Annotated in this window: 17 protein-coding genes and 1 pseudogene; 10 read left to right on the top strand and 8 right to left on the bottom strand. The window is 63.0% G+C overall.

Annotated elements, in window-relative coordinates:
- Both F8K16_RS03610 and thiS read right to left on the bottom strand, forming a co-directional pair.
- Positions 1-302 (bottom strand): annotated as a pseudogene (locus tag F8K16_RS03610) (thiazole synthase); the annotation flags it as partial.
- A 3-nt stretch (positions 303-305) separates the two neighbouring features.
- A complete protein-coding gene (thiS, locus tag F8K16_RS03605) occupies positions 306-506 on the bottom strand; it encodes a sulfur carrier protein ThiS (protein WP_294947050.1) in 201 nt (66 codons plus the stop codon).
- A 207-nt stretch (positions 507-713) separates the two neighbouring features.
- On the opposite strand from thiS, the gene mutY reads away from it, so the two are divergent.
- The 3 genes from mutY (at position 714) to F8K16_RS03590 (ending at position 3,361) form a co-directional block, all read left to right on the top strand.
- Complete coding sequence (gene mutY, locus F8K16_RS03600) at positions 714-1,787, top strand: A/G-specific adenine glycosylase (RefSeq protein ID WP_294947048.1); 1,074 nt, start codon at positions 714-716, stop codon at positions 1,785-1,787.
- Positions 1,693-1,965 carry an oxidative damage protection protein gene (locus F8K16_RS03595; RefSeq protein ID WP_294947046.1) on the top strand — a complete coding sequence of 91 codons (273 nt, stop codon included), beginning with the start codon at positions 1,693-1,695 and terminating at the stop codon, positions 1,963-1,965. The genes mutY and F8K16_RS03595 overlap by 95 nt, the downstream gene beginning before the upstream one ends.
- A gap of 139 nt (positions 1,966-2,104) precedes the next feature.
- Complete coding sequence (locus F8K16_RS03590; protein WP_294947043.1) at positions 2,105-3,361, top strand: EAL and HDOD domain-containing protein; 1,257 nt, start codon at positions 2,105-2,107, stop codon at positions 3,359-3,361.
- On the opposite strand, the gene hemE is transcribed toward F8K16_RS03590, so the two are convergent.
- From hemE to trxA, 5 genes are all read right to left on the bottom strand, one after another.
- A complete protein-coding gene (hemE, locus tag F8K16_RS03585) occupies positions 3,355-4,416 on the bottom strand; it encodes a uroporphyrinogen decarboxylase (RefSeq protein WP_294947040.1) in 1,062 nt (353 codons plus the stop codon). The two genes, F8K16_RS03590 and hemE, sit on opposite strands and share 7 nt — an antisense overlap.
- Positions 4,417-4,445: 29 nt before the next feature.
- On the bottom strand, positions 4,446-5,288 hold the full coding sequence (locus F8K16_RS03580) for a thermonuclease family protein (RefSeq protein ID WP_294947038.1): 843 nt from the start codon (positions 5,286-5,288) through the stop codon (positions 4,446-4,448).
- Between the two features lie 96 nt (positions 5,289-5,384).
- Positions 5,385-5,636, bottom strand: coding sequence for a type B 50S ribosomal protein L31 (locus F8K16_RS03575; RefSeq protein ID WP_294947035.1), 252 nt, complete (start codon positions 5,634-5,636; stop codon positions 5,385-5,387).
- A gap of 83 nt (positions 5,637-5,719) precedes the next feature.
- Positions 5,720-6,985, bottom strand: a complete 1,266-nt coding sequence (gene rho / locus F8K16_RS03570) for a transcription termination factor Rho (RefSeq protein ID WP_294947033.1) — start codon at positions 6,983-6,985, stop codon at positions 5,720-5,722.
- Positions 6,986-7,103: 118 nt separating this feature from the next.
- Positions 7,104-7,430, bottom strand: a complete 327-nt coding sequence (gene trxA / locus F8K16_RS03565) for a thioredoxin TrxA (protein ID WP_294947031.1) — start codon at positions 7,428-7,430, stop codon at positions 7,104-7,106.
- Between the two features lie 203 nt (positions 7,431-7,633).
- On the opposite strand from trxA, the gene uvrD reads away from it, so the two are divergent.
- The 4 genes from uvrD (at position 7,634) to F8K16_RS03545 (ending at position 13,711) form a co-directional block, all read left to right on the top strand.
- Positions 7,634-9,826 carry a DNA helicase II gene (uvrD, locus tag F8K16_RS03560; RefSeq protein WP_294947029.1) on the top strand — a complete coding sequence of 731 codons (2,193 nt, stop codon included), beginning with the start codon at positions 7,634-7,636 and terminating at the stop codon, positions 9,824-9,826.
- A complete protein-coding gene (locus F8K16_RS03555) occupies positions 9,827-10,438 on the top strand; it encodes an ATP-binding cassette domain-containing protein (protein ID WP_294947027.1) in 612 nt (203 codons plus the stop codon).
- Between the two features lie 94 nt (positions 10,439-10,532).
- On the top strand, positions 10,533-11,312 hold the full coding sequence (locus F8K16_RS03550; RefSeq protein WP_294947025.1) for a rhodanese-like domain-containing protein: 780 nt from the start codon (positions 10,533-10,535) through the stop codon (positions 11,310-11,312).
- Entirely contained in the window at positions 11,309-13,711 is a 2,403-nt protein-coding gene (locus F8K16_RS03545) for an EAL domain-containing protein (protein ID WP_294947023.1), read from the top strand. The genes F8K16_RS03550 and F8K16_RS03545 overlap by 4 nt, the downstream gene beginning before the upstream one ends.
- On the opposite strand, the gene F8K16_RS03540 is transcribed toward F8K16_RS03545, so the two are convergent.
- Positions 13,654-15,417 (bottom strand): lysophospholipid acyltransferase family protein, encoded by a 1,764-nt coding sequence (locus F8K16_RS03540; RefSeq protein ID WP_294947020.1) that lies wholly within the window; start codon positions 15,415-15,417, stop codon positions 13,654-13,656. The two genes, F8K16_RS03545 and F8K16_RS03540, sit on opposite strands and share 58 nt — an antisense overlap.
- A 63-nt stretch (positions 15,418-15,480) precedes the next feature.
- Here F8K16_RS03540 and fetB point away from each other — a divergent pair, with 63 nt between their 5' ends.
- The 3 genes from fetB to F8K16_RS03525 form a co-directional block, all read left to right on the top strand.
- Positions 15,481-16,281, top strand: coding sequence for an iron export ABC transporter permease subunit FetB (gene fetB, locus F8K16_RS03535; RefSeq protein WP_294947017.1), 801 nt, complete (start codon positions 15,481-15,483; stop codon positions 16,279-16,281).
- Positions 16,282-16,344: 63 nt separating this feature from the next.
- A complete protein-coding gene (locus F8K16_RS03530; protein WP_294947014.1) occupies positions 16,345-16,791 on the top strand; it encodes an Hsp20/alpha crystallin family protein in 447 nt (148 codons plus the stop codon).
- 62 nt (positions 16,792-16,853) lie between these two features.
- Positions 16,854-17,415: DnaJ domain-containing protein (locus tag F8K16_RS03525; protein WP_294947012.1), on the top strand; the 562-nt coding region annotated here is incomplete at its 3' end.

Raw genomic sequence — 17,415 nt, 5'->3', positions numbered from 1 at the left:
TTGTGGCCGTCCAGCAGCTCCCGGGCCAGTTGGCAGGTGCGGATGGCCGACTCGGCGTCGAAGCAGCCGGCGGTGTTGGGCAGCAGGGTGTATTTTTCCGGCGGAATCACCTCCAGCAGGTTGGGCTCATCGGGGTTCTGGCCGATGTTGGTGCGACGGATGGCCACGGTGACGATCTCGGCGCCGGAGGCCTCCACCGCCGCTTTGGTTTCTTCGAGGTCCCTGTATTTGCCCGTGCCCACCAGCAGGCGGGAGGTAAAGGTGCGTCCGGCCAGCTGGAATGTATCCTGTTGTGCGCTCATGGTTCAGCCGCCTCCTACGGCGTGGATGATTTCGATGCGGTCGCCCTCGTTCAGCACAGTCTCGTCATATCGGCTGCGGGGCACGATGGTCTCATTGCGCTCCATGGCGATGCGCCTGCCGGTCAGCCCCAGCTGCTCCACCAGCTGGGCGGCGGTGGTGCCCTCGCTCACCTCGCGTGGCTCGCCATTGACGGTAATCTGCATGGTCCAATGCCCTGTCTGATGCGGAAACCTTCAAATTATAGCGCATAGGGCCGTTTTTCCGGCCGCGGCGCGGGCCGGCCGGGCGACGAGCCTGTAAAAATGGGGGAGACCCCGTCATGCGGCGTCAGAAATGCGCTTCAGGCGGGATAGAATGGCGTTTTCGCAGGGTGGTTTGAGACTGTGACGGCAAAAATGGGGGAGACCCCGTTGGAAACAGGCTTTGCGTCCCGGCTGCTGGCATGGTATGCCGAACATGGGCGGCACGATCTGCCTTGGCAGCAGCCGCGCACGCCCTATCGGGTGTGGGTGGCGGAGATCATGCTGCAGCAGACGCAGGTGCGGACGGTGGTGCCCTATTTCGAGCGCTTCATGGCGGCCCTGCCCTCGGTGGAGGCGTTGGCGGATGCCGAGCCGGATGCAGTGCTCGCCCTGTGGCAGGGGCTGGGCTACTACGCCCGGGCACGCAATCTGCACCGGGCCGCGCGGCAGATCATGGCACAGGGCGGTTTTCCGCAGGATCGGGCCGGCTGGGAGGCGCTGCCCGGCATTGGTCGCTCCACCGCCGCAGCCATCGTGGCGCAGGCGTATGGCCGGCGTGAAGCGATTCTGGACGGCAATGTGAAACGGGTGCTGTGTCGCCTGTTCGGCATCGAGGGTTGGCCGGGCGAGCGGGCGGTAGAGCAGCGGCTGTGGGCGCTGGCGGAGCGGCTGCTGCCGCAGGATGAAAGCGTGATGCCGGACTACACCCAGGCGCAGATGGATCTGGGTGCGACGGTCTGCACCCGTGCCCGCCCCGACTGTGCGCGTTGCCCCTTTGCCGCTGACTGCATTGCCCGGCGGGAAGATCGAACAGATGAACTGCCGACACCACGGCCACGCAGGACGCTGCCCGTGCGCACGGTCAACTGGCAGGTGCAGCTGCACGATGGCTGTGTGTGGCTGGTGCAGCGTCCGTCCGAAGGCCTGTGGGGCGGGCTGTGGACGTTGCCGGAAACGGAAGTGCCACGGGGTGAGGCATTGGCCACCTTCCGACATACCTTCACCCACTTCCATCTGGATATCACGTCGTGGGTGTGGCATAGTGACGCGGTTGAACCTGCGGCGTGCGGGCGCTGGTGGCCGCTTGACGAGGCGCTGGCCGCCGGCATTCCCGCGCCGGTCAAACGCATTCTCAAGGAGGTCGAACATGAGTCGCAAGGTGCACTGCGTCAAGCTCAAGCAGGAGCTGGAAGGGCTGGATCACCCCCCGTTTCCGGGGCCGCTGGGTCAGAAGGTGTATGAGCATGTCTCCAAGGAGGCGTGGAAACAGTGGCTGCAGCATCAGACCATTCTGATCAACGAATACCGCCTCTCCAGCCTTGACCCCAAGGCGCGCAAGTTTCTGCAGGAAGAAATGGAGAAGTTCCTGTTCGGTGATGAAGAGGTAGCGCTGCCGGAGGAATACAAGCCGGTCGAGTGACCGTTTCCTTGTGTCCGCTGGGGATTGGGACCGCCTCACGCGGCCGCCATTATGGAGGCGGGACTCTTTGCTGTTGTATTGTCCCTGCTCTTTCTGAGACAATGCCGCTATTCAAAAATTCCGCAAGGTTCGCATTGACATGTTGATGCAGCTCAGTCAGCGGCCTTTTTTCTCCCGCCGCCCCATCTTTGCCGGTAATGGTGCAGTGGTCGCCTACATGGGTGGCTTTGTCGGCCAGGTGCCCGGCCGTGCTGATGTCAAACCCGCGGAGATGGATGATGTGCTCCACCGGCTGGAGCAGCTGGTGCAGGAAATTCCCTGGCGCAAGGTGGGGCACGGCCTGCCACTGGTGCTGGAGCTGCCGAAAGAAGCGCTGACCGAGGCGTTCCTGCGGCACTTTCCGCCGCGCCGTGTGGTCATTGGCGTGGACTGGCGTCTGTTCCACAGTGTGGAATGGGCCAATCTCTACAAGCTGCTGCGTCTCTATCATCTGCCCATCGCCCTGCTCAACTACGATTTCAGCCGGCCGCTTGTGCTGGATGACTTCAAGGTGCCCCATGTGGGCATCGACCTTTCTGCGGTGACGCCACAGCGGATCATGGAAGGCGTGCCGCCACTCAAGAACGGACGACGGCTGATCGCCCAGCATGTGGAAGATCAGCGTCAGTTCGGCTTCTGCCGTCATTATGGCTGCGATTTCTTTACCGGCCCCTTCTATCTGAAGCCCGAGATTGAATCCTCCCGTCAGCTGCGTCCGACTCAGATTCAGGTGTTGCGTCTGCTCAACACGCTGGACGACCCCAATGTCCATCTGGAGCAGATTGAGCAGCTGCTTGAGCAGGACCTGTTCCTGAGTGAGCAGCTGGTGCGCCTGGCCAACCGCACCCTCAAGGAAGGCGACGAGCCGTTGCAGTCCATCATGGACGCGCTGCGGCGCATCGGTCTGCGCGACCTGAAGATGTGGCTGGAGTCTCTGGTGCTGGCGGAGCTGGGTGAGCAGGTGCCGGAGGTGGTGCGCGTGGCGCTCACGCGGGGTCATTTCGTGCGCTGTCTCGGCAAGGCGGACCGCCGCCTGCCGCCGGACGCCTATTACACCATCGGTCTGTTTTCCCTGCTGGATGTGCTGATGAAGCGGCCGCTGGAGGAGATTCTGCGCGAACTCAACCTGCATAAACGCATTCTGGCCGCCATGCTGGAGGGTGATGGCCTGGGTGGTCAGGCGCTGGCGCTGATCCGCACGCTGGAGATGGGAACCGCAGATCAGGTGACGCTGCCGCGGGGCGTGGTGGCGGAGCAGGCGCACCGCTGCTATCTGGCCGCGCTCGATTACGCCGATGAAGTCATGGCTACCCTGCAGCAGGTGCGTGCCGAAGCCCGCTTCGATGCGTCTCAGTGAAAGGCGGGGCTCAGCTCCACCACCGCATTGACGAAGGCGGCGGCATGCTCCGGTGACACGTCCGGATGGATGCCGTGCCCCAGATTCATCACATGACCGCTGCCGGGGCCGAACCGGCTCAGGATGGTTTCCACCTCCTCGCGGATGCGCGCCGGTGAGGCGTAGAGCATGCTCGGGTCCATGTTGCCCTGCAGCGCCACTTTGTCGCCCACGCGTCGGCGTGCCTCACCGATGTCGGTGGTCCAGTCCAGCCCCAGCGCATCCGCCCCCGTTTCCGCCATGGCCTCCAGCCACTGACTGCCCCCCTTGGTGAACAGGATCACCGGCACGCGGCGGCCTTCGTGCTCGCGGATCAGGCCTTCCACGATGCGGGCCATGTAGGCCAGCGAAAATTCGCGGTAGTCCCGTCCGGTGAGCACGCCGCCCCAAGTGTCGAAGATCTGCACCGCCTGGGCACCGGCACGGATCTGGGCATTGAGATATTCGGTCACTGCATCCGCCAGAACGCCCAGCAGTGCATGGGCCGTCTGCGGGTCGTCATAGATCATGGCCTTCACCCGGCCGAAGGTCTTGCTGGAACCGCCTTCCACCATGTAGGTGGCCAGCGTCCACGGGCTGCCGGAAAAGCCGATCAGCGGCACCTCGCCGTCCAGTGCCTGGCGGATGCTACGCACGGCGTCCATCACATAGCCCAGATCGTCTTCCATGTCCGGCACGCCGAGACGGGCCACATCGGCAGCGCTGCGTACGGGACGGTCGAACACCGGACCTTCGCCGGCCTCGAAGCGCAGGCCCAGCCCCATGGCATCGGGAATGGTGAGAATGTCGGAAAAGAGAATGGCTGCATCCAGCGGAAAGCGGCGCAGCGGCTGGAGGGTCACTTCCGTAGCCAGCTCGGTGTTGCGGCACAGGTCCATGAAGGAGCCGGCCTTGGCACGGGTTTCGCGATATTCGGGCAGATAGCGGCCTGCCTGACGCATCATCCAAACGGGGGTGCGGTCTACGGGCTGGCGCAGCAGGGCGCGCAGAAAACGGTCGTTCTTCAGCTGGGTCATGAGGCGTGTTCCGGAGTGGTGAAAAGACGTTATTTTATGCCATCGGCGTCATAGACGGGGTTGAGCAGATTGATCGCGTTCGGATGGCGCACCACCATGTACATGTGTCCCAGGGCGAAGTAGGGGCGGCCGCGCACTTCGATGGTTTTGCCTCTGAGCTGGCGCAGCATGCCCTTGTTCCAGTAGCGCCTGAAGTCCTCTTCCGGAATGCGGATGCCGGTGGTGTCCAGGTTGAAGCCCTCGAAGCCCCGCACGGACACGATGCGCCGGACCGGACCGCGCACGATGCGGTAGCCTTCATCGTCGCCGGCGATTTTGTTGCTGGGAATGATGGGATATTTGAGGTCCGGGTACTGCTTGGCTATGCGCCAGATACCACGCACCGCCTTGCGGGCGGTCTTCTCTGCCCGGTAGTAGCAGTTCTGATGCTTCAGGTTGGGCGGGTTGGTGGCGGCCAGCGCCAGCCCGGCCCGGAGCAGTGCCCGCTGCACGCTGTGCAGGCGTCCCTGTGCGTCGCGGTAGTAGAGGTGACCCAGCTCGCGCAGAAAACGGTCGTAACGTTTCTGGTCATGCTCGATGCCCACCTGCATGTCATGGTTGGCGAACAGCCTGAGCAGAAACAGCTTGGCCTGCTTCGCCAGCGGGTCGTCACTGCGGTGGTTCCACTTGTTGGGCCGTCCCCGTTCCGGCGCCACCACGCCTTCCAGCATCACATAGTGATTGTCCACCACCAGTTTGTTGCCGCTGGAGACATACTGCACCTTCTTCCACACCAGTTTGTCGGGCTGGGCGGGCAGACAGTCATCGTCGGCTGCGGCGGCAAGCAGCGGCCACAGCATCAGGGCGGCAAGGATCGGTCTGCGCAGCTTCATGGAAAAGATCGTAGCAGAAAGCGTGCCGAATGCGCGGGGAGAGAAACGAAAAAGGGCCGCATCATGCGGCCCTTTTTCGTGAGCGTTTCGTATGAGTTACTTGCCCATGCCGTACTTCTGGCGGAACTTCTCCACACGGCCTTCGGTGTCCACCAGCGTCTGCTTGCCGGTGTAGAAGGGGTGGGAGGCGCTGGAGATTTCCACACGGATCAGCGGATATTCCTTGCCGTCCAGCTCGATGGTGTCCTTGGCGCGTACGGCAGCCGTGGAACGGGTCAGAAAGGTGTCGCCGGTGGCGATGTCCTGAAAGACCACTTTCCGGTATTCCGGATGAATGCCTTCTTTCATAGTGTTTTCCTGCCTGTCGTGTTGGGGTCTAAAACTTGGCGAACGTGAAATTATAGCCGCGCAAGCCGTCAGTGGCAAGCCGATCACTTGGCCGTGTTCTTCATGGCCATGAAAAGTTCGGCGTTGGTCTTGGTGTGCTTCATCTGGTCGATGAGCGTGTTGAGGGCTTCGGCCTCTTCCATGTTGCCGAGGAAACGGCGCAGAATCCACACGTGCTGCAGTTCCTCGGGGGTCATCAGCAGCTCTTCCTTGCGCGTGCCGGACTTGGTGATGTTGATGGCCGGGAAGATGCGCCGCTCGGCCAGATGGCGCGACAGGTGCAGCTCCATGTTGCCGGTGCCCTTGAATTCCTCGAAGATGACCTCGTCCATCTTGGAACCGGTGTCCACCAGGGCCGTGGCCAGAATGGTCAGGCTGCCGCCCTCTTCGATATTGCGCGCCGCGCCAAAGAAGCGCTTGGGCCGGTGCAGGGCGTTGGCGTCCACGCCGCCGGTGAGGATCTTGCCGGAGGCGGGCACGACGGTGTTGTAGGCGCGCGCAAGACGGGTGATGGAGTCCAGCAGGATGATGACATCCTTCTTGTGCTCGGCCAGCCGCTTGGCCTTTTCGATGACCATCTCGGCCACCTGCACGTGGCGCTGGGCCGGCTCGTCGAAAGTGGAGGCCACCACCTCGCCGCGCACGGTGCGTTCCATTTCGGTCACCTCTTCCGGACGCTCGTCGATCAGCAGCACGATCAGATAGGCGTCCGGATAGTTGTGCTCGATGGAGTGGGCGATGTTCTGCAGGATGACTGTCTTGCCCGACTTGGGCGGGGCAACGATCAGGCCGCGCTGACCGAAGCCCACCGGCGCGGCCAGGTCGATGATGCGCGGGGTGATGTCCTCGGTGGTGCCGTTGCCCAGTTCCAGCTTCATGCGCCGGGTGGGATGCAGCGGGGTGAGGTTTTCGAAGGCGATCTTGCGCTTGGCCACTTCCGGGTCTTCGAAGTTGACCTTTTCCACCTTCAGCAGGGCGAAGTATTTCTCGCCCTCCTTGGGCGGGCGGATCTTGCCCTGGATGGTGTCGCCGGTGCGCAGGCCGAAGCGGCGGATCTGGCTGGGAGAGACATAGAGATCGTCCGGGCCGGCCAGATAGGAGCTGTCGGCGGAGCGCAGAAAACCGAATCCATCGGGCAGGATTTCCAGCACGCCTTCGCCGAAGATGTCCTCGCCCCGCGCGGCCTTGGCCTTGAGGATGGCGAAGATGATGTCCTGCTTGCGCAGGCGGGCCAGGTTCTCCAGCCCCAGTTCCTCGGCGATCTTGAGCAGTTCGGAGACGGATTTCTTCTTGAGGTCGGTCAGGTTCATGGGTTGTCGTCAGGTTCCTGTTGAGTCGGATCGAATGTCACGCCGGACTTGGGCCGGCAGAAGGGAAACTGGGTCGATGCGGTAAAGCGGCGGGGCAGGGCATGCCCCGCAGGTCGGATCAGAGGTTGGCGTCCAGGAATGTGGTCAGCTGGGACTTGGACAGCGCACCCACCTGGGTCGCCTCCACCTCGCCGTTCTTGAACAGCATCAGGGTGGGGATGCCGCGCACGCCATACTTGGGCGGTGTGGACGGGTTGTCGTCAATGTTGACCTTGGCAACCTTGAGCTTGCCGGCGTATTCCTGGGCGATCTCGTCCAGAATGGGGGCGATCATCTTGCAGGGACCGCACCACTCGGCCCAGAAATCCACCAGTACGGGCTGGTCGGACTGCAGCACTTCGGTTTCAAAATTGTCGTCGTTGACGTTGACAATGTGCTCGCTCATGTTTCTGTCCTCGTTTTATGTGTTCATCCCTCCTCTGTGCGCCTGCCTTCAGGCCGTCAGGGATCTGGGAGATTCGAGAGCGTGTTCGGAATGGCCTGCGGCCGGTAGGCTATACTACGCGCAAACGCGAAGCAGGCATACGGATTTCGCGAATTTTTATCACACCCTTCCTGCCAAATCAAGCTCGGTGTTAAAAATAACCGATGGATGTTTCGTTTCTGTTAAATCCGCTCAATGACGCGCAGCGGGAGGCGGTCACCCTGCCCGAGGACGTGCACGCGCTGGTGCTGGCCGGGGCCGGCTCCGGCAAGACGCGGGTGCTGACCCACCGCATCGGCTGGCTGATCGAGGGATGTGGCGTGCAGCCGTGGAACATTCTGGCGGTCACCTTCACCAACAAGGCCGCCGGCGAGATGCGCGCCCGGGCAGCGGCGCTGATCGGTCCGCGGGCGCAGTCGGTGACACTCGGCACCTTCCACGGCATCGCCTATCAGCTGTTGCGCCAGCACTGGCGCGAGGCCGGGCTGATCGAGAACTTTCAGGTGATCGACGCCGATGACCAGAAGCGGCTGGTCAAGCGGCTGCTGCGCGAGCTTGAGCTGGATGAGGCTCAATGGCCGGTGCGTCAGGCCGTCTCCTTCATCAATGGCCAGAAGGAGGAGGGACGCCGTGCCGCCCATATCGACCCGGGGCACGACCCGTATCTTGAAACCATGCTGCGCATCTACCGCGCCTATGAGGAGCAGTGCGCGCGGGGCGGGCTGGTAGATTTCGCCGAACTGCTGCTACGCGCCCATGAACTGTGGCTGAAGCAGCCGGCGGTGCTGGCCCACTACCAGCAGCGTTTCCGCCATCTGCTGGTGGACGAGTTTCAGGACACCAACACGCTGCAGTATGCCTGGCTGCGGGTGCTGGCCGGCGGCACGGGCCGGCTGTTCGTGGTGGGAGATGACGACCAGTCCATCTATGGCTGGCGCGGCGCGCGGGTGGAGCACATTCAGCGTTTCACCGAGGATTTTGCCGATGTTCGTGTGGTGCGCCTTGAGCAGAACTACCGCTCCACCGGCACCATTCTCAAGGCGGCCAACACGCTGATTGCCCACAACAGCGGTCGGCTGGGCAAGAATCTGTGGACGGCGGGCGAGGCAGGCGAGCCGATCGAGGTCTACCGCGCCTTCAATGAACTGGAGGAGGCGGATTTCGTCTGCCGACAGGTGGAGCACTGGCTGGAAGAAGGCGGCAGCCGTGACGAGATCGCCGTGCTCTACCGCTCCAATGCCCAGTCCCGTCTGCTGGAGCAGGCGCTGCTGCGTCACCGCATTCCCTATCGGGTCTATGGCGGCCTGCGGTTCTACGAGCGGGCGGAGATCAAGGACGTGCTCGCCTATCTGCGCCTGCTGGTCAACCGGAATGACGACGCCAGCTTCGAACGGGTGCTCAATAACCCGCCGCGGGGCATCGGTGCGCGCACCCAGGAGCAGATCCGCCGTCACGCCCGTCAGCATGGCCTGTCCCTGTGGCAGGCGGCCCGGCAGCTGGTGGAAAACGGTCTCAGCGCCCGCGCCCGGGGGGCGGTGTCCGGTTTTCTCGCGCTCATTGATGAGCTTGAGCGTGCCTGTGCCGAGCTGCCGCTGGCGCAGCAGCTGATCGAGGTCATCGCCCGCAGTGGTCTGCAGGCGCAGTTGGAAAAGGATCGCTCCGAGCAGGCCCAGAGCAAGCTGGAAAACCTCAATGAACTGATCAGCGCCGCCGAGCAGTTCCGGCCGGAGCCGGAGGACGAGGACGTGCCGCTGCTGACAGCCTTTCTCAACCGGGCCGCACTGGAGGCGGGCGAGCATCAGGCTGACGCCCACACGCCCTGTGTGCAGCTGATGACCCTGCATGCTGCCAAGGGGCTGGAGTTTCCGCTGGTGATGATGGTGGGCATGGAGGAGGGGCTCTTCCCCACCCAGTCGGCCATCGACGATCCTGTCAAGCTGGAGGAGGAGCGGCGGCTGGCCTATGTGGGCATCACCCGCGCGCAGAAAAAGCTGGTGATGAGCTGGTGCGAAAAGCGCCGCTGGCAGGGGCGCGAACTCTACCCCATGCCATCCCGTTTCCTGTCCGAACTGCCGCCGGAATGCGTGAAGGAGGTGCGTCTGGGCGGCAGAACCGCCGCAGAACGGGATTTTTCCGGGGTTTCCGGCGGTTTTTCCGGGCGCTCGGATTTCGACCCGGTAAAAATGGGGGAGACCCCGTTGTTTGCCATCGGTCAGCGGGTGCGTCACGCCAAGTTCGGCGAAGGCATCGTCATCGCGCTGGAAGGCAGTGGCGAGCAGACACGGGTGCAGGTGCATTTCGATCAGGGCGGCAGCAAATGGCTGCTGGCCGCCATGGCACCGCTGGAGGCGCTGTAAATGTTCCGCGCCGAGGCGGTGCGGGCGAGCGGCATGCGCCGGGCGGTCAGTTTTGCGGCGGCGGAAGGTGAGCTGGTGCTGATCACCGGCCCCTCCGGCAGCGGCAAATCCCGTCTGCTGCGGGCGCTGGCCGATCTGGACCCCCATGACGGACAGGTGTGGCTGGATGGCCGTCCTCAGACCGACTGGCCGCCGTGCGACTGGCGCCGGCAGGTGATGTATTTTCCCGCCACGTACGCCTGGTGGACGAGCACGCCGGCTGAGACTTTCGATGTTCCGCCGGATGTGGCGCTGCTGAGTCGGCTTGGACTGACCGAGGCGCATCTGCACCGTTCCGTCGATCGCCTCTCCAGCGGGGAGCTGCAGCGGCTGGGACTGTTGCGCGGTATCATGCGTCGCCCGTGCGTGCTGCTGTTGGACGAACCCACCAGTCATCTGGACGCCGAGACGACCCTGATTGTGGAGCAGTGGCTGCTGGCCCTGCGCGATCAGGGCTGTGCGCTGGTGTGGGTCAGTCATGACCTTGCCCAGCGGACACGCCTTGCGCCGGATCAGAGAGTAACACTGGGCGAGATGCCAGGCTCGGGCACCTCCATTCATCAAAAAAATTGAGCATGTTGATTTGATTGGCTCATAAAAAGTGCTAATTTCAAAACGCGCCTCTTCGTGGCTAAACTCCGTGAATCCCTGATTCCGGAGTTGTCGCTTGCATCGCTGTCTGATCTCCATTGTCCTGTTGATACTGCTGAGCCTGCCGTCTGTTCTCCGGGCGGAGACTGGGGGCTTGCCGGATGTGCCCATCGTCACGGCGCCGGAGGTCAAGGAGATGCTCGACAGCGGCCTGCCCATGCAACTGATCAATGCGCTCAGCCCCGTCGAGTTCGAGCTGCAGCACATTCCGGGCAGCACCAACATTCCCGCCAATGAGGTGGGCACGACCCCAAGGCTTTCCACCGAGGATGACCGTCCCAAGGTGTTCTACTGCATGGGGGTCAAGTGTGATTACAGCCGTTATGCGGTGGAAGCGGCACTGAAACGGGGGCTGAAGAATATCTACTGGTTCCGCGGCGGCATTCCGGAGTGGCGGCAGTTCGGCTATCCCATGTGGGTCAATCCGGACTATCTGGCCATTCGTGTGCCCAAACTGGGATGCCGCCAGATACTGAAGCAACTGAAAAACCCGCATCTTTTCGTGCTGGATGTGCGTCCGCCCTGGCTGCGTTCCCGCCAGCTGTTCCTGCCGGGCAGCACCCTGATCCCCATGTATGCGCTTAAAAAGCATCTGGCAGACATTCCCAAGGACCGCCCGCTACTGCTGGCGGACGCCACCATGCGTCAGTCGCCCATTGCCGCACGGTGGCTCATCCATCACGGCTATGACGTTGTCGGCGTGGTGCGCGGCGGCATGCAGCATGCTGACCGGCGCGGTTGCCCCGTTGTCGCCCAGCCGGCCCGACAGGTGGTCAAGTGGGAGGGGGGCCGGTGATCCGCTGGCTGTCGGAAAACACCCTGATCAGCCGTCTGCGCCGCATCTTTCTGCTGCTGCTGGTGATGATGATTCTGTTGCTGGCCTTTCAGCTGGATCAGGCGTTCCGCATTCTGAACGTGGAGCTGAGCAAGGGACAGCAGCATGTGGCCCAGGTGGTGGACAAATGGCTTGAGGCCGAGCGGCTGCTGATGCGCTACAAACTGGTGGGCAGCCGGGTCTACACCCGCGCATTGAGCAGTTATCTTGAAAATGGCCGGGAAGGAGCCATCCCGCCGGCGCTGGCCCAGCTGGCCCGCCAGTATGATCTGACCGGCACCGTGTTCATCAGCGATGATGGACAGGGGTGGAACAGTGCCGGCGACTATGCCGACGATACTGGTCTGCCCGGCTGGCTGGCCCAGCTGCAAGTCGGCCAGGCCAACTTTCTCGTGCGCGAGGGGTCTGCGGAAGAGCCGCTGTTCCGCAAGGCATTCGACCGCCCCGGCCTTTATGCCGTCGCGCGCACCACGGTGCACTATGACATTGGTGAACCGGCCGGGGAGCTGATCTTTATCTCCCGCCTGGCCGAGGCGGGCCATACGATGCCGGTGCTGGAAAAACTCTTGGGCAGCCCGGCGGTGCGCATGATGTTGCATCCGCCTGCATCGGTTCAGCAGCCGTTGACACTGCTTGAAGTGGGACTGCAGCCGTACGTGCCTTTCTGGGTGAGATTGCCTGAGCGGGTGCAGGATCACCGGCAGGCCGGCCTCATGGTCTCGGTGAGCACAGATTTCTACACCACTTTCCTCAACAGCGCCTTGGTGGCGGTGCTGCTTCCGTTTGTGATCTTCTTCTTCATTCTGCTGGGGCTCTATCTCTACCTCAACCGCCATGTGGTAAAGCCCATGGGCGAGCTGGCGCGGACGTTCCGCGCCTACCGGCACGGTCAGCTGGAAGCGCGCATGTCCGTTGTGGACACGGCACCGGAGGAAGTGCGTTATGTGGCCGAGCAGACCAATCGCACACTGGAGGAGCTCACCCGGCAGACACAGGCGCTGCATGCGCTCAACCAGTCCTTGGAGCAGCAGGTGGCCGAGCGCACCCGTGCGCTGGAGGAGGCCAACGCTCACCTGCGCGAAATTGCCTTTGTGGATTCTCTTACCGGTCTGCACAACCGGCTGGGGCTTGAGCAGCACTGGCATCAGCGCTATGAACGGGCACCCCACCATGCCGTGGCGCTGGCGGTGCTGGACATCGACCTGTTCCGCGACCTGAATGAAGCCTATGGCACGGAGGTGGCCAACCGGGTGCTCAAGAAGGTGGCGGTGGAGCTGAATGGGCTCTGTGGTGGCGGGTATCAGAGCTACCGCCTTCATGCTGACACGTTTGCCCTGCTGTTTCCCGTAGAGGATTTTGCCCCGGAGCAGGTAACGGCCTGTTTGCAGGATATCGTGACCCGTTTTGCCGAACGGCGCCTGGAGGATCTGGGCATCCGCGCTTCTCTCAGCCTGAGTGCGGGCTGGGTATGGGTGGATGAGTATAGTGCGCTGCCGTTCAATGTGGTGCTGCGTCAGGCGACTCAGGCCATGCGCGCCGCCAAGCTGACGCTGGACGAGAAGGTGCAGCGATATGACCCGGATCGTCATGCAGGGGATGATCAGGCCAGCCCGGAGCAGCTGGAGCGGATTCGCGCCATGATCCGCACCGGCGAGGGACTGGAGCTTTACGGTCAGCCACTGGTGGAGGCGCGCACCGGCGAATGGCGCTATGTGGAGGTGCTGGCCCGATTCGAGCCAGAGCCGGGTCAGCAGCTTTCACCGGCGGAGTTCATGCCGCTGGTGTCCCGTCTGCATCAGGAGGCGGCCTTTGATGCGCAGGTGATTCACAGGATCAGTGAGCGGTTGCATGAGAAGGGGTGCCCGATGTCGGGGCTGTCCATTAACCTCTCGCCTGAAGCGCTGGCGCATGAGGCGCTGTTCGAGTGGCTGGCACCACTGGCGGAGCTGACCGACCGCTACAAGATCGTGCTGGAGATCACCGAGAGCACGCTGGTGCAGGACCTGAAAGCGGCGCAGGAAAAGCTCTCGCGTCTGAGGGAGATGGGCTTCCGTGTGGCCATAGATGACTTCGGCAGCGGTTATTCGTCCATTTCCTATCTGGCGCATCTGCCGGCCGACATCATCAAGTTCGACCGTGCTCTGGCGCTGGCCGCCTGCACGGATTCCCGCAACGAGCGCATCATTCTGGGGCTGGCGCGCGAGCTGCACACCCTGGGTTACGAGGTGGTGTTCGAGGGCATTGAGGATCAGCACATGGCCGGTTTCTTCCGTCGTCCCTACATCGACTATCTGCAGGGATTTCATTTCTCCCGGCCGCTCTCCTGCGAGACGCTGTGCGTGCCGGTGACACCCATGTAGCGGTCCCGTTTCTTCGGCACCAGCCGTTCGCAGTCCACCATGACCAATCCGTCCACACAGTCATTGAAAGCCGGATCAATACTGAAGCCTGCGTATTCGCAGCCGCCGGGCAGGGCGATTTCCGCATATTGTTTGTAGAGGGTGGGCACCTTCACGCCCAGCTGGGCCAGCGCCCGGTTGAGCGCCCTGAAGGCAGTGGCATAGTCACTACTGAAAGCGGGTTGCCACTGGCTGAGAAGGTTGTCGGGCACGGCAAAGGGGTGTCGGGATCGCACCAGGGGCGCGCCGGGTGGAAACTGTGTCTGATAAAAAAGCGCGATCAGCGCTCTGGCCTGCTCCGGATAGGCGCGGCTGAGGCTCACCGGACCAAACATCCAGCGGATCTCGGGATGGGCCTTCAGGTAGGCGCCGATGCCATACCAGAGATAGTCCAGACTGCGTCGGCCCCAGTAGCGGGGCTGCACGAAGCTGCGCCCCAGTTCGATGCTCCGGGGCAGCCGCTTTTGCAGCTCGGGCAGGAACTCAAACAGCGTGTGGCTGTAAAAACCCTCCGCCCCTTGCTCTGCCATGATGTCCGGTCCGTGACCGATGCGGTAGGCACCCACGATTTCCTCGTCCCGTTCGTCCCACAGGATCAGGTGGCGGTAGTGACGGTCGAATTCGTCCAGATCCAGCGACTGGCCCGTGCCTTCCTCCACGCTGCGGAAGGTCAGCTCCCGCAGGCGGCCGATCTCGCGCATCACCGGGCTGTCGTCCTGCCAGTCATACAGCAGAATGCGCTTGCCGTCAGCGGTGGTGCCCAGCAGCCGGGCATCCGCCAGGGCTGATTTGAGTGCCTCACGGTCAACGGGCGGGGCTATGGCCGACAGGGTGGGGAACAGCGCCTTTTTCTTCAGCTTCTTCGGCTTGCGCAGCAGATAGGTGTAGCGACGCATGCGCTGAGCCAGCGTCTTGCGGCTCAGACCGCTTTCCCGCAACGCCCGGGCGGGGATGGGCAGGCTGACATGGAAGCGGATGGTCTGATGCCGTTTGTTGAACATCTCCTGCGCCAGCATGAGCGTGCCCAGCGGCTTGTAGAGGGCGGAGAGGCCATAGAATAGGGGGGAATTGTGCGCCTCTACCAGGATGGGCTGCACCGGCGCGCCCGTCTTCAGCGCCAGCTTGACGAAACCGGCCTTCCAGCGGCCGTCGCGCACGCCGTTGGGACGGATGCGGGAGACCTCGCCCGCCGGAAAGATGATCAGCGCCTGTTCGTTTCTGAGCGCTTCCAGCATGATTCTGTAGCGGCTCTTATGGCCGGCGCCCCGTTCGCGCATGTTGTCCACCGGGATGAACAGGTTCCCCAGCGGTTCGATGTAGTTGAGCAGTTCATTGGCGACGATGCGCACATCCGGGCGCACCATGCGCACCAGTTTCAGCAGCGCCAGCCCGTCCAGCGAGCCGATGGGGTGGTTGGCGACAATGATCAGCCGGCCCTGTGGCGGGATGGCCGCAAGCTGTTCCGGATCGACGCGGAAATGGAAGTCGAAGTAATCCAGCACCCGGTCCAGAAAGGCGAAACCGCGCAGGTGGCGGTTGTCCTGAATGAAACGGTTGATCTCTTCCTCGTGCAGCAGGGCGCGCAGCAGGCGCACCATCATCCGCCCGGAAGGCGTGTCCACCCTGTCGCCCAGATGGGCACGCAGCTGCTGTTCGATGTCGATCATTGCGGCATCCGTGTGTGAGCCTGTGCCATTATTATGCGTCGTCACATGAAGGGAAGATGAACGATGCATGACGGAAACATGATCGTGCTGCAATGGACGGATCTGGCCTTTCTGTCCGTGTGGTTTCTGCTGGCGGCCGGCTGGCTGGCGCTGGAAGGGTTCGGGCAGACCCGCACGCTGCTGATCAACGGTGTGCGCATGGGGTTGCAGCTGGCGTTGATGGGCGTGTGGCTCAGCTGGGTGTTCGCGCAGGGCACTTTCTTCTGGGTGGCGCTGGTATGGGGCATCATGCTGCTGATGGCGGGATATGAGGTGCACAAGCGCCAGCAGCATCCGCTGCGCCGGGGCGGCAGCCTGCTCATCGGCCTGATCGCCCTGTCCATGACGGCGCTGGTGCTCACCGTGTTGACGCTGGTGACCGTGGTGGAACCCCGTCCGTGGTATGCGCCCCAATATGCCATTCCGCTGTTGGGCATGGTACTGGGCAACAGCATGACGGCGGTGGCGCTGGCGCTGGATCAGCTGACCCGGCAGGCGCGGGATCGGCGGGCGGCGGTGGAGGCGCAGCTGGCGCTGGGAGAGCCGCCGCATCAGGCGATGACATTCGTGCGCCGGCAGGCGCTGCAGGTGGCGCTCACACCCATGGTCAACATGCTGGCCGCCGCCGGCGTGGTCTCCCTGCCGGGCATGATGACCGGTCAGATCCTTGCCGGTGCCGATCCGATGGAAGCGGTCAAGTATCAGATCATGATCATTCTGCTGATCGTGGTGTCCACGGCGCTGGGGGCCGTTCTGGCGGTGCGGCTGGGTCAGCGCCGCCTGTTTGACGCACGGGCGCGCCTGCGGCTGGACTGGCTCTCTTGAAAATCTCGCCGCCGCCTCCATATACGCCGTGACGGAAAAACGATCGAATCAAGGAGGTGGACGATGAGCAGAGTGGTACAACCGTGGAGCATTCTCAATCAGCTCAATCGTGAACTGGAGCAGTTTGTCGGTCAGGTGGCCCAGAGCGAGGGCGACCTGCAGCAGGCGCAGTGGGTGCCTGCGGTGGACATTGAGGAGACGCCGGACGCCTATGTGATTCAGGCGGACGTACCCGGCGTGGATCCCAAGGACATTGAGATCAATGTGGAGAACGGCCTGCTGGAGATCTCCGGCGAGCGCAAGGCGCAGAAGGAAGTGGACGAGCGCGGCGTGCGCCGGTATGAGCGTGTCTATGGCCGTTTCTACCGCAGCTTCCGCCTGCCGGAGAGCGCGGATATCGACAACATCCGCGCCAAGACCGAGCGTGGCGTGCTGGTGATCGTGGTGCCGAAGAAGTCGGTGGCCAAGCCGCGCAAGATCACCGTGGAGGACGGCGAGGCCGGAAGCTGATCCCATCAGGGGTGCGGAGCCGGCCTCGCGCCGGCTTTTTTGTTTGAGGCTGAGGAGGCGCAATGGAATACAAGGACTACTACAAGATTCTCGGGGTGGACCGCAACGCCAGCGAGGCGGAGATCAAGAAGGCGTTCCGCCGGCTGGCCGCCAAGCACCACCCGGACAAGGGCGGGGATGAGGCCAGGTTCAAGGAGATCAACGAGGCCTATGAGGTGCTCTCCGACCCGGAGAAGCGCAAGCTGTATGACCAGTTCGGCAGCAACTGGGAGCAGGGTCAGCAGTTTGACCCGAGCCAGTTCGAGGAGATGTTCGGTCAGCAGTTCGGTGGCTTCGGCGGCGGGGGCTACGCCGGCGGCGGTGCTCACGATTTCAGCGATTTCTTCGAAACACTGTTCGGCGGCGGCTTTCGTCAGGGCGGCCGTCGCAGCGGTGGTTTCCGTGCCCGTGGGCAGGATCAGATCGTCAAGATTCTCATTCCGCTGGAGGATGCGGTCAATGGTGCCGAGCGCACCCTGACCCTGCAGGTGCCGGAGGCGGACGCCTATGGTCAGGTGAGCCACCGCAACAAGACCATCAAGGTGAAGATTCCCGCCGGCATCAAGCCGGGTCAGCGCATCCGCC

Source organism: Sulfurivirga sp., from assembly GCF_015490265.1.
GTDB lineage: Bacteria > Pseudomonadota > Gammaproteobacteria > Thiomicrospirales > Thiomicrospiraceae > Sulfurivirga.
Note: the sequence above shows the minus strand (reverse complement) of the source record. Positions and strands in the feature narration are given on the sequence as shown.

Coding starts and splice junctions, on each gene's coding strand:
- thiS (WP_294947050.1), bottom strand. CDS start 506: ATGCAGATTACCGTCAATGGCGAGCCACGCGAGGTGAGCGAGGGCACC.
- F8K16_RS03595 (WP_294947046.1), top strand. CDS start 1,693: ATGAGTCGCAAGGTGCACTGCGTCAAGCTCAAGCAGGAGCTGGAAGGG.
- F8K16_RS03590 (WP_294947043.1), top strand. CDS start 2,105: ATGTTGATGCAGCTCAGTCAGCGGCCTTTTTTCTCCCGCCGCCCCATC.
- hemE (WP_294947040.1), bottom strand. CDS start 4,416: ATGACCCAGCTGAAGAACGACCGTTTTCTGCGCGCCCTGCTGCGCCAG.
- F8K16_RS03580 (WP_294947038.1), bottom strand. CDS start 5,288: ATGAAGCTGCGCAGACCGATCCTTGCCGCCCTGATGCTGTGGCCGCTG.
- F8K16_RS03575 (WP_294947035.1), bottom strand. CDS start 5,636: ATGAAAGAAGGCATTCATCCGGAATACCGGAAAGTGGTCTTTCAGGAC.
- rho (WP_294947033.1), bottom strand. CDS start 6,985: ATGAACCTGACCGACCTCAAGAAGAAATCCGTCTCCGAACTGCTCAAG.
- trxA (WP_294947031.1), bottom strand. CDS start 7,430: ATGAGCGAGCACATTGTCAACGTCAACGACGACAATTTTGAAACCGAA.
- uvrD (WP_294947029.1), top strand. CDS start 7,634: ATGGATGTTTCGTTTCTGTTAAATCCGCTCAATGACGCGCAGCGGGAG.
- F8K16_RS03555 (WP_294947027.1), top strand. CDS start 9,827: ATGTTCCGCGCCGAGGCGGTGCGGGCGAGCGGCATGCGCCGGGCGGTC.
- F8K16_RS03540 (WP_294947020.1), bottom strand. CDS start 15,417: ATGATCGACATCGAACAGCAGCTGCGTGCCCATCTGGGCGACAGGGTG.
- fetB (WP_294947017.1), top strand. CDS start 15,481: ATGCATGACGGAAACATGATCGTGCTGCAATGGACGGATCTGGCCTTT.
- F8K16_RS03530 (WP_294947014.1), top strand. CDS start 16,345: ATGAGCAGAGTGGTACAACCGTGGAGCATTCTCAATCAGCTCAATCGT.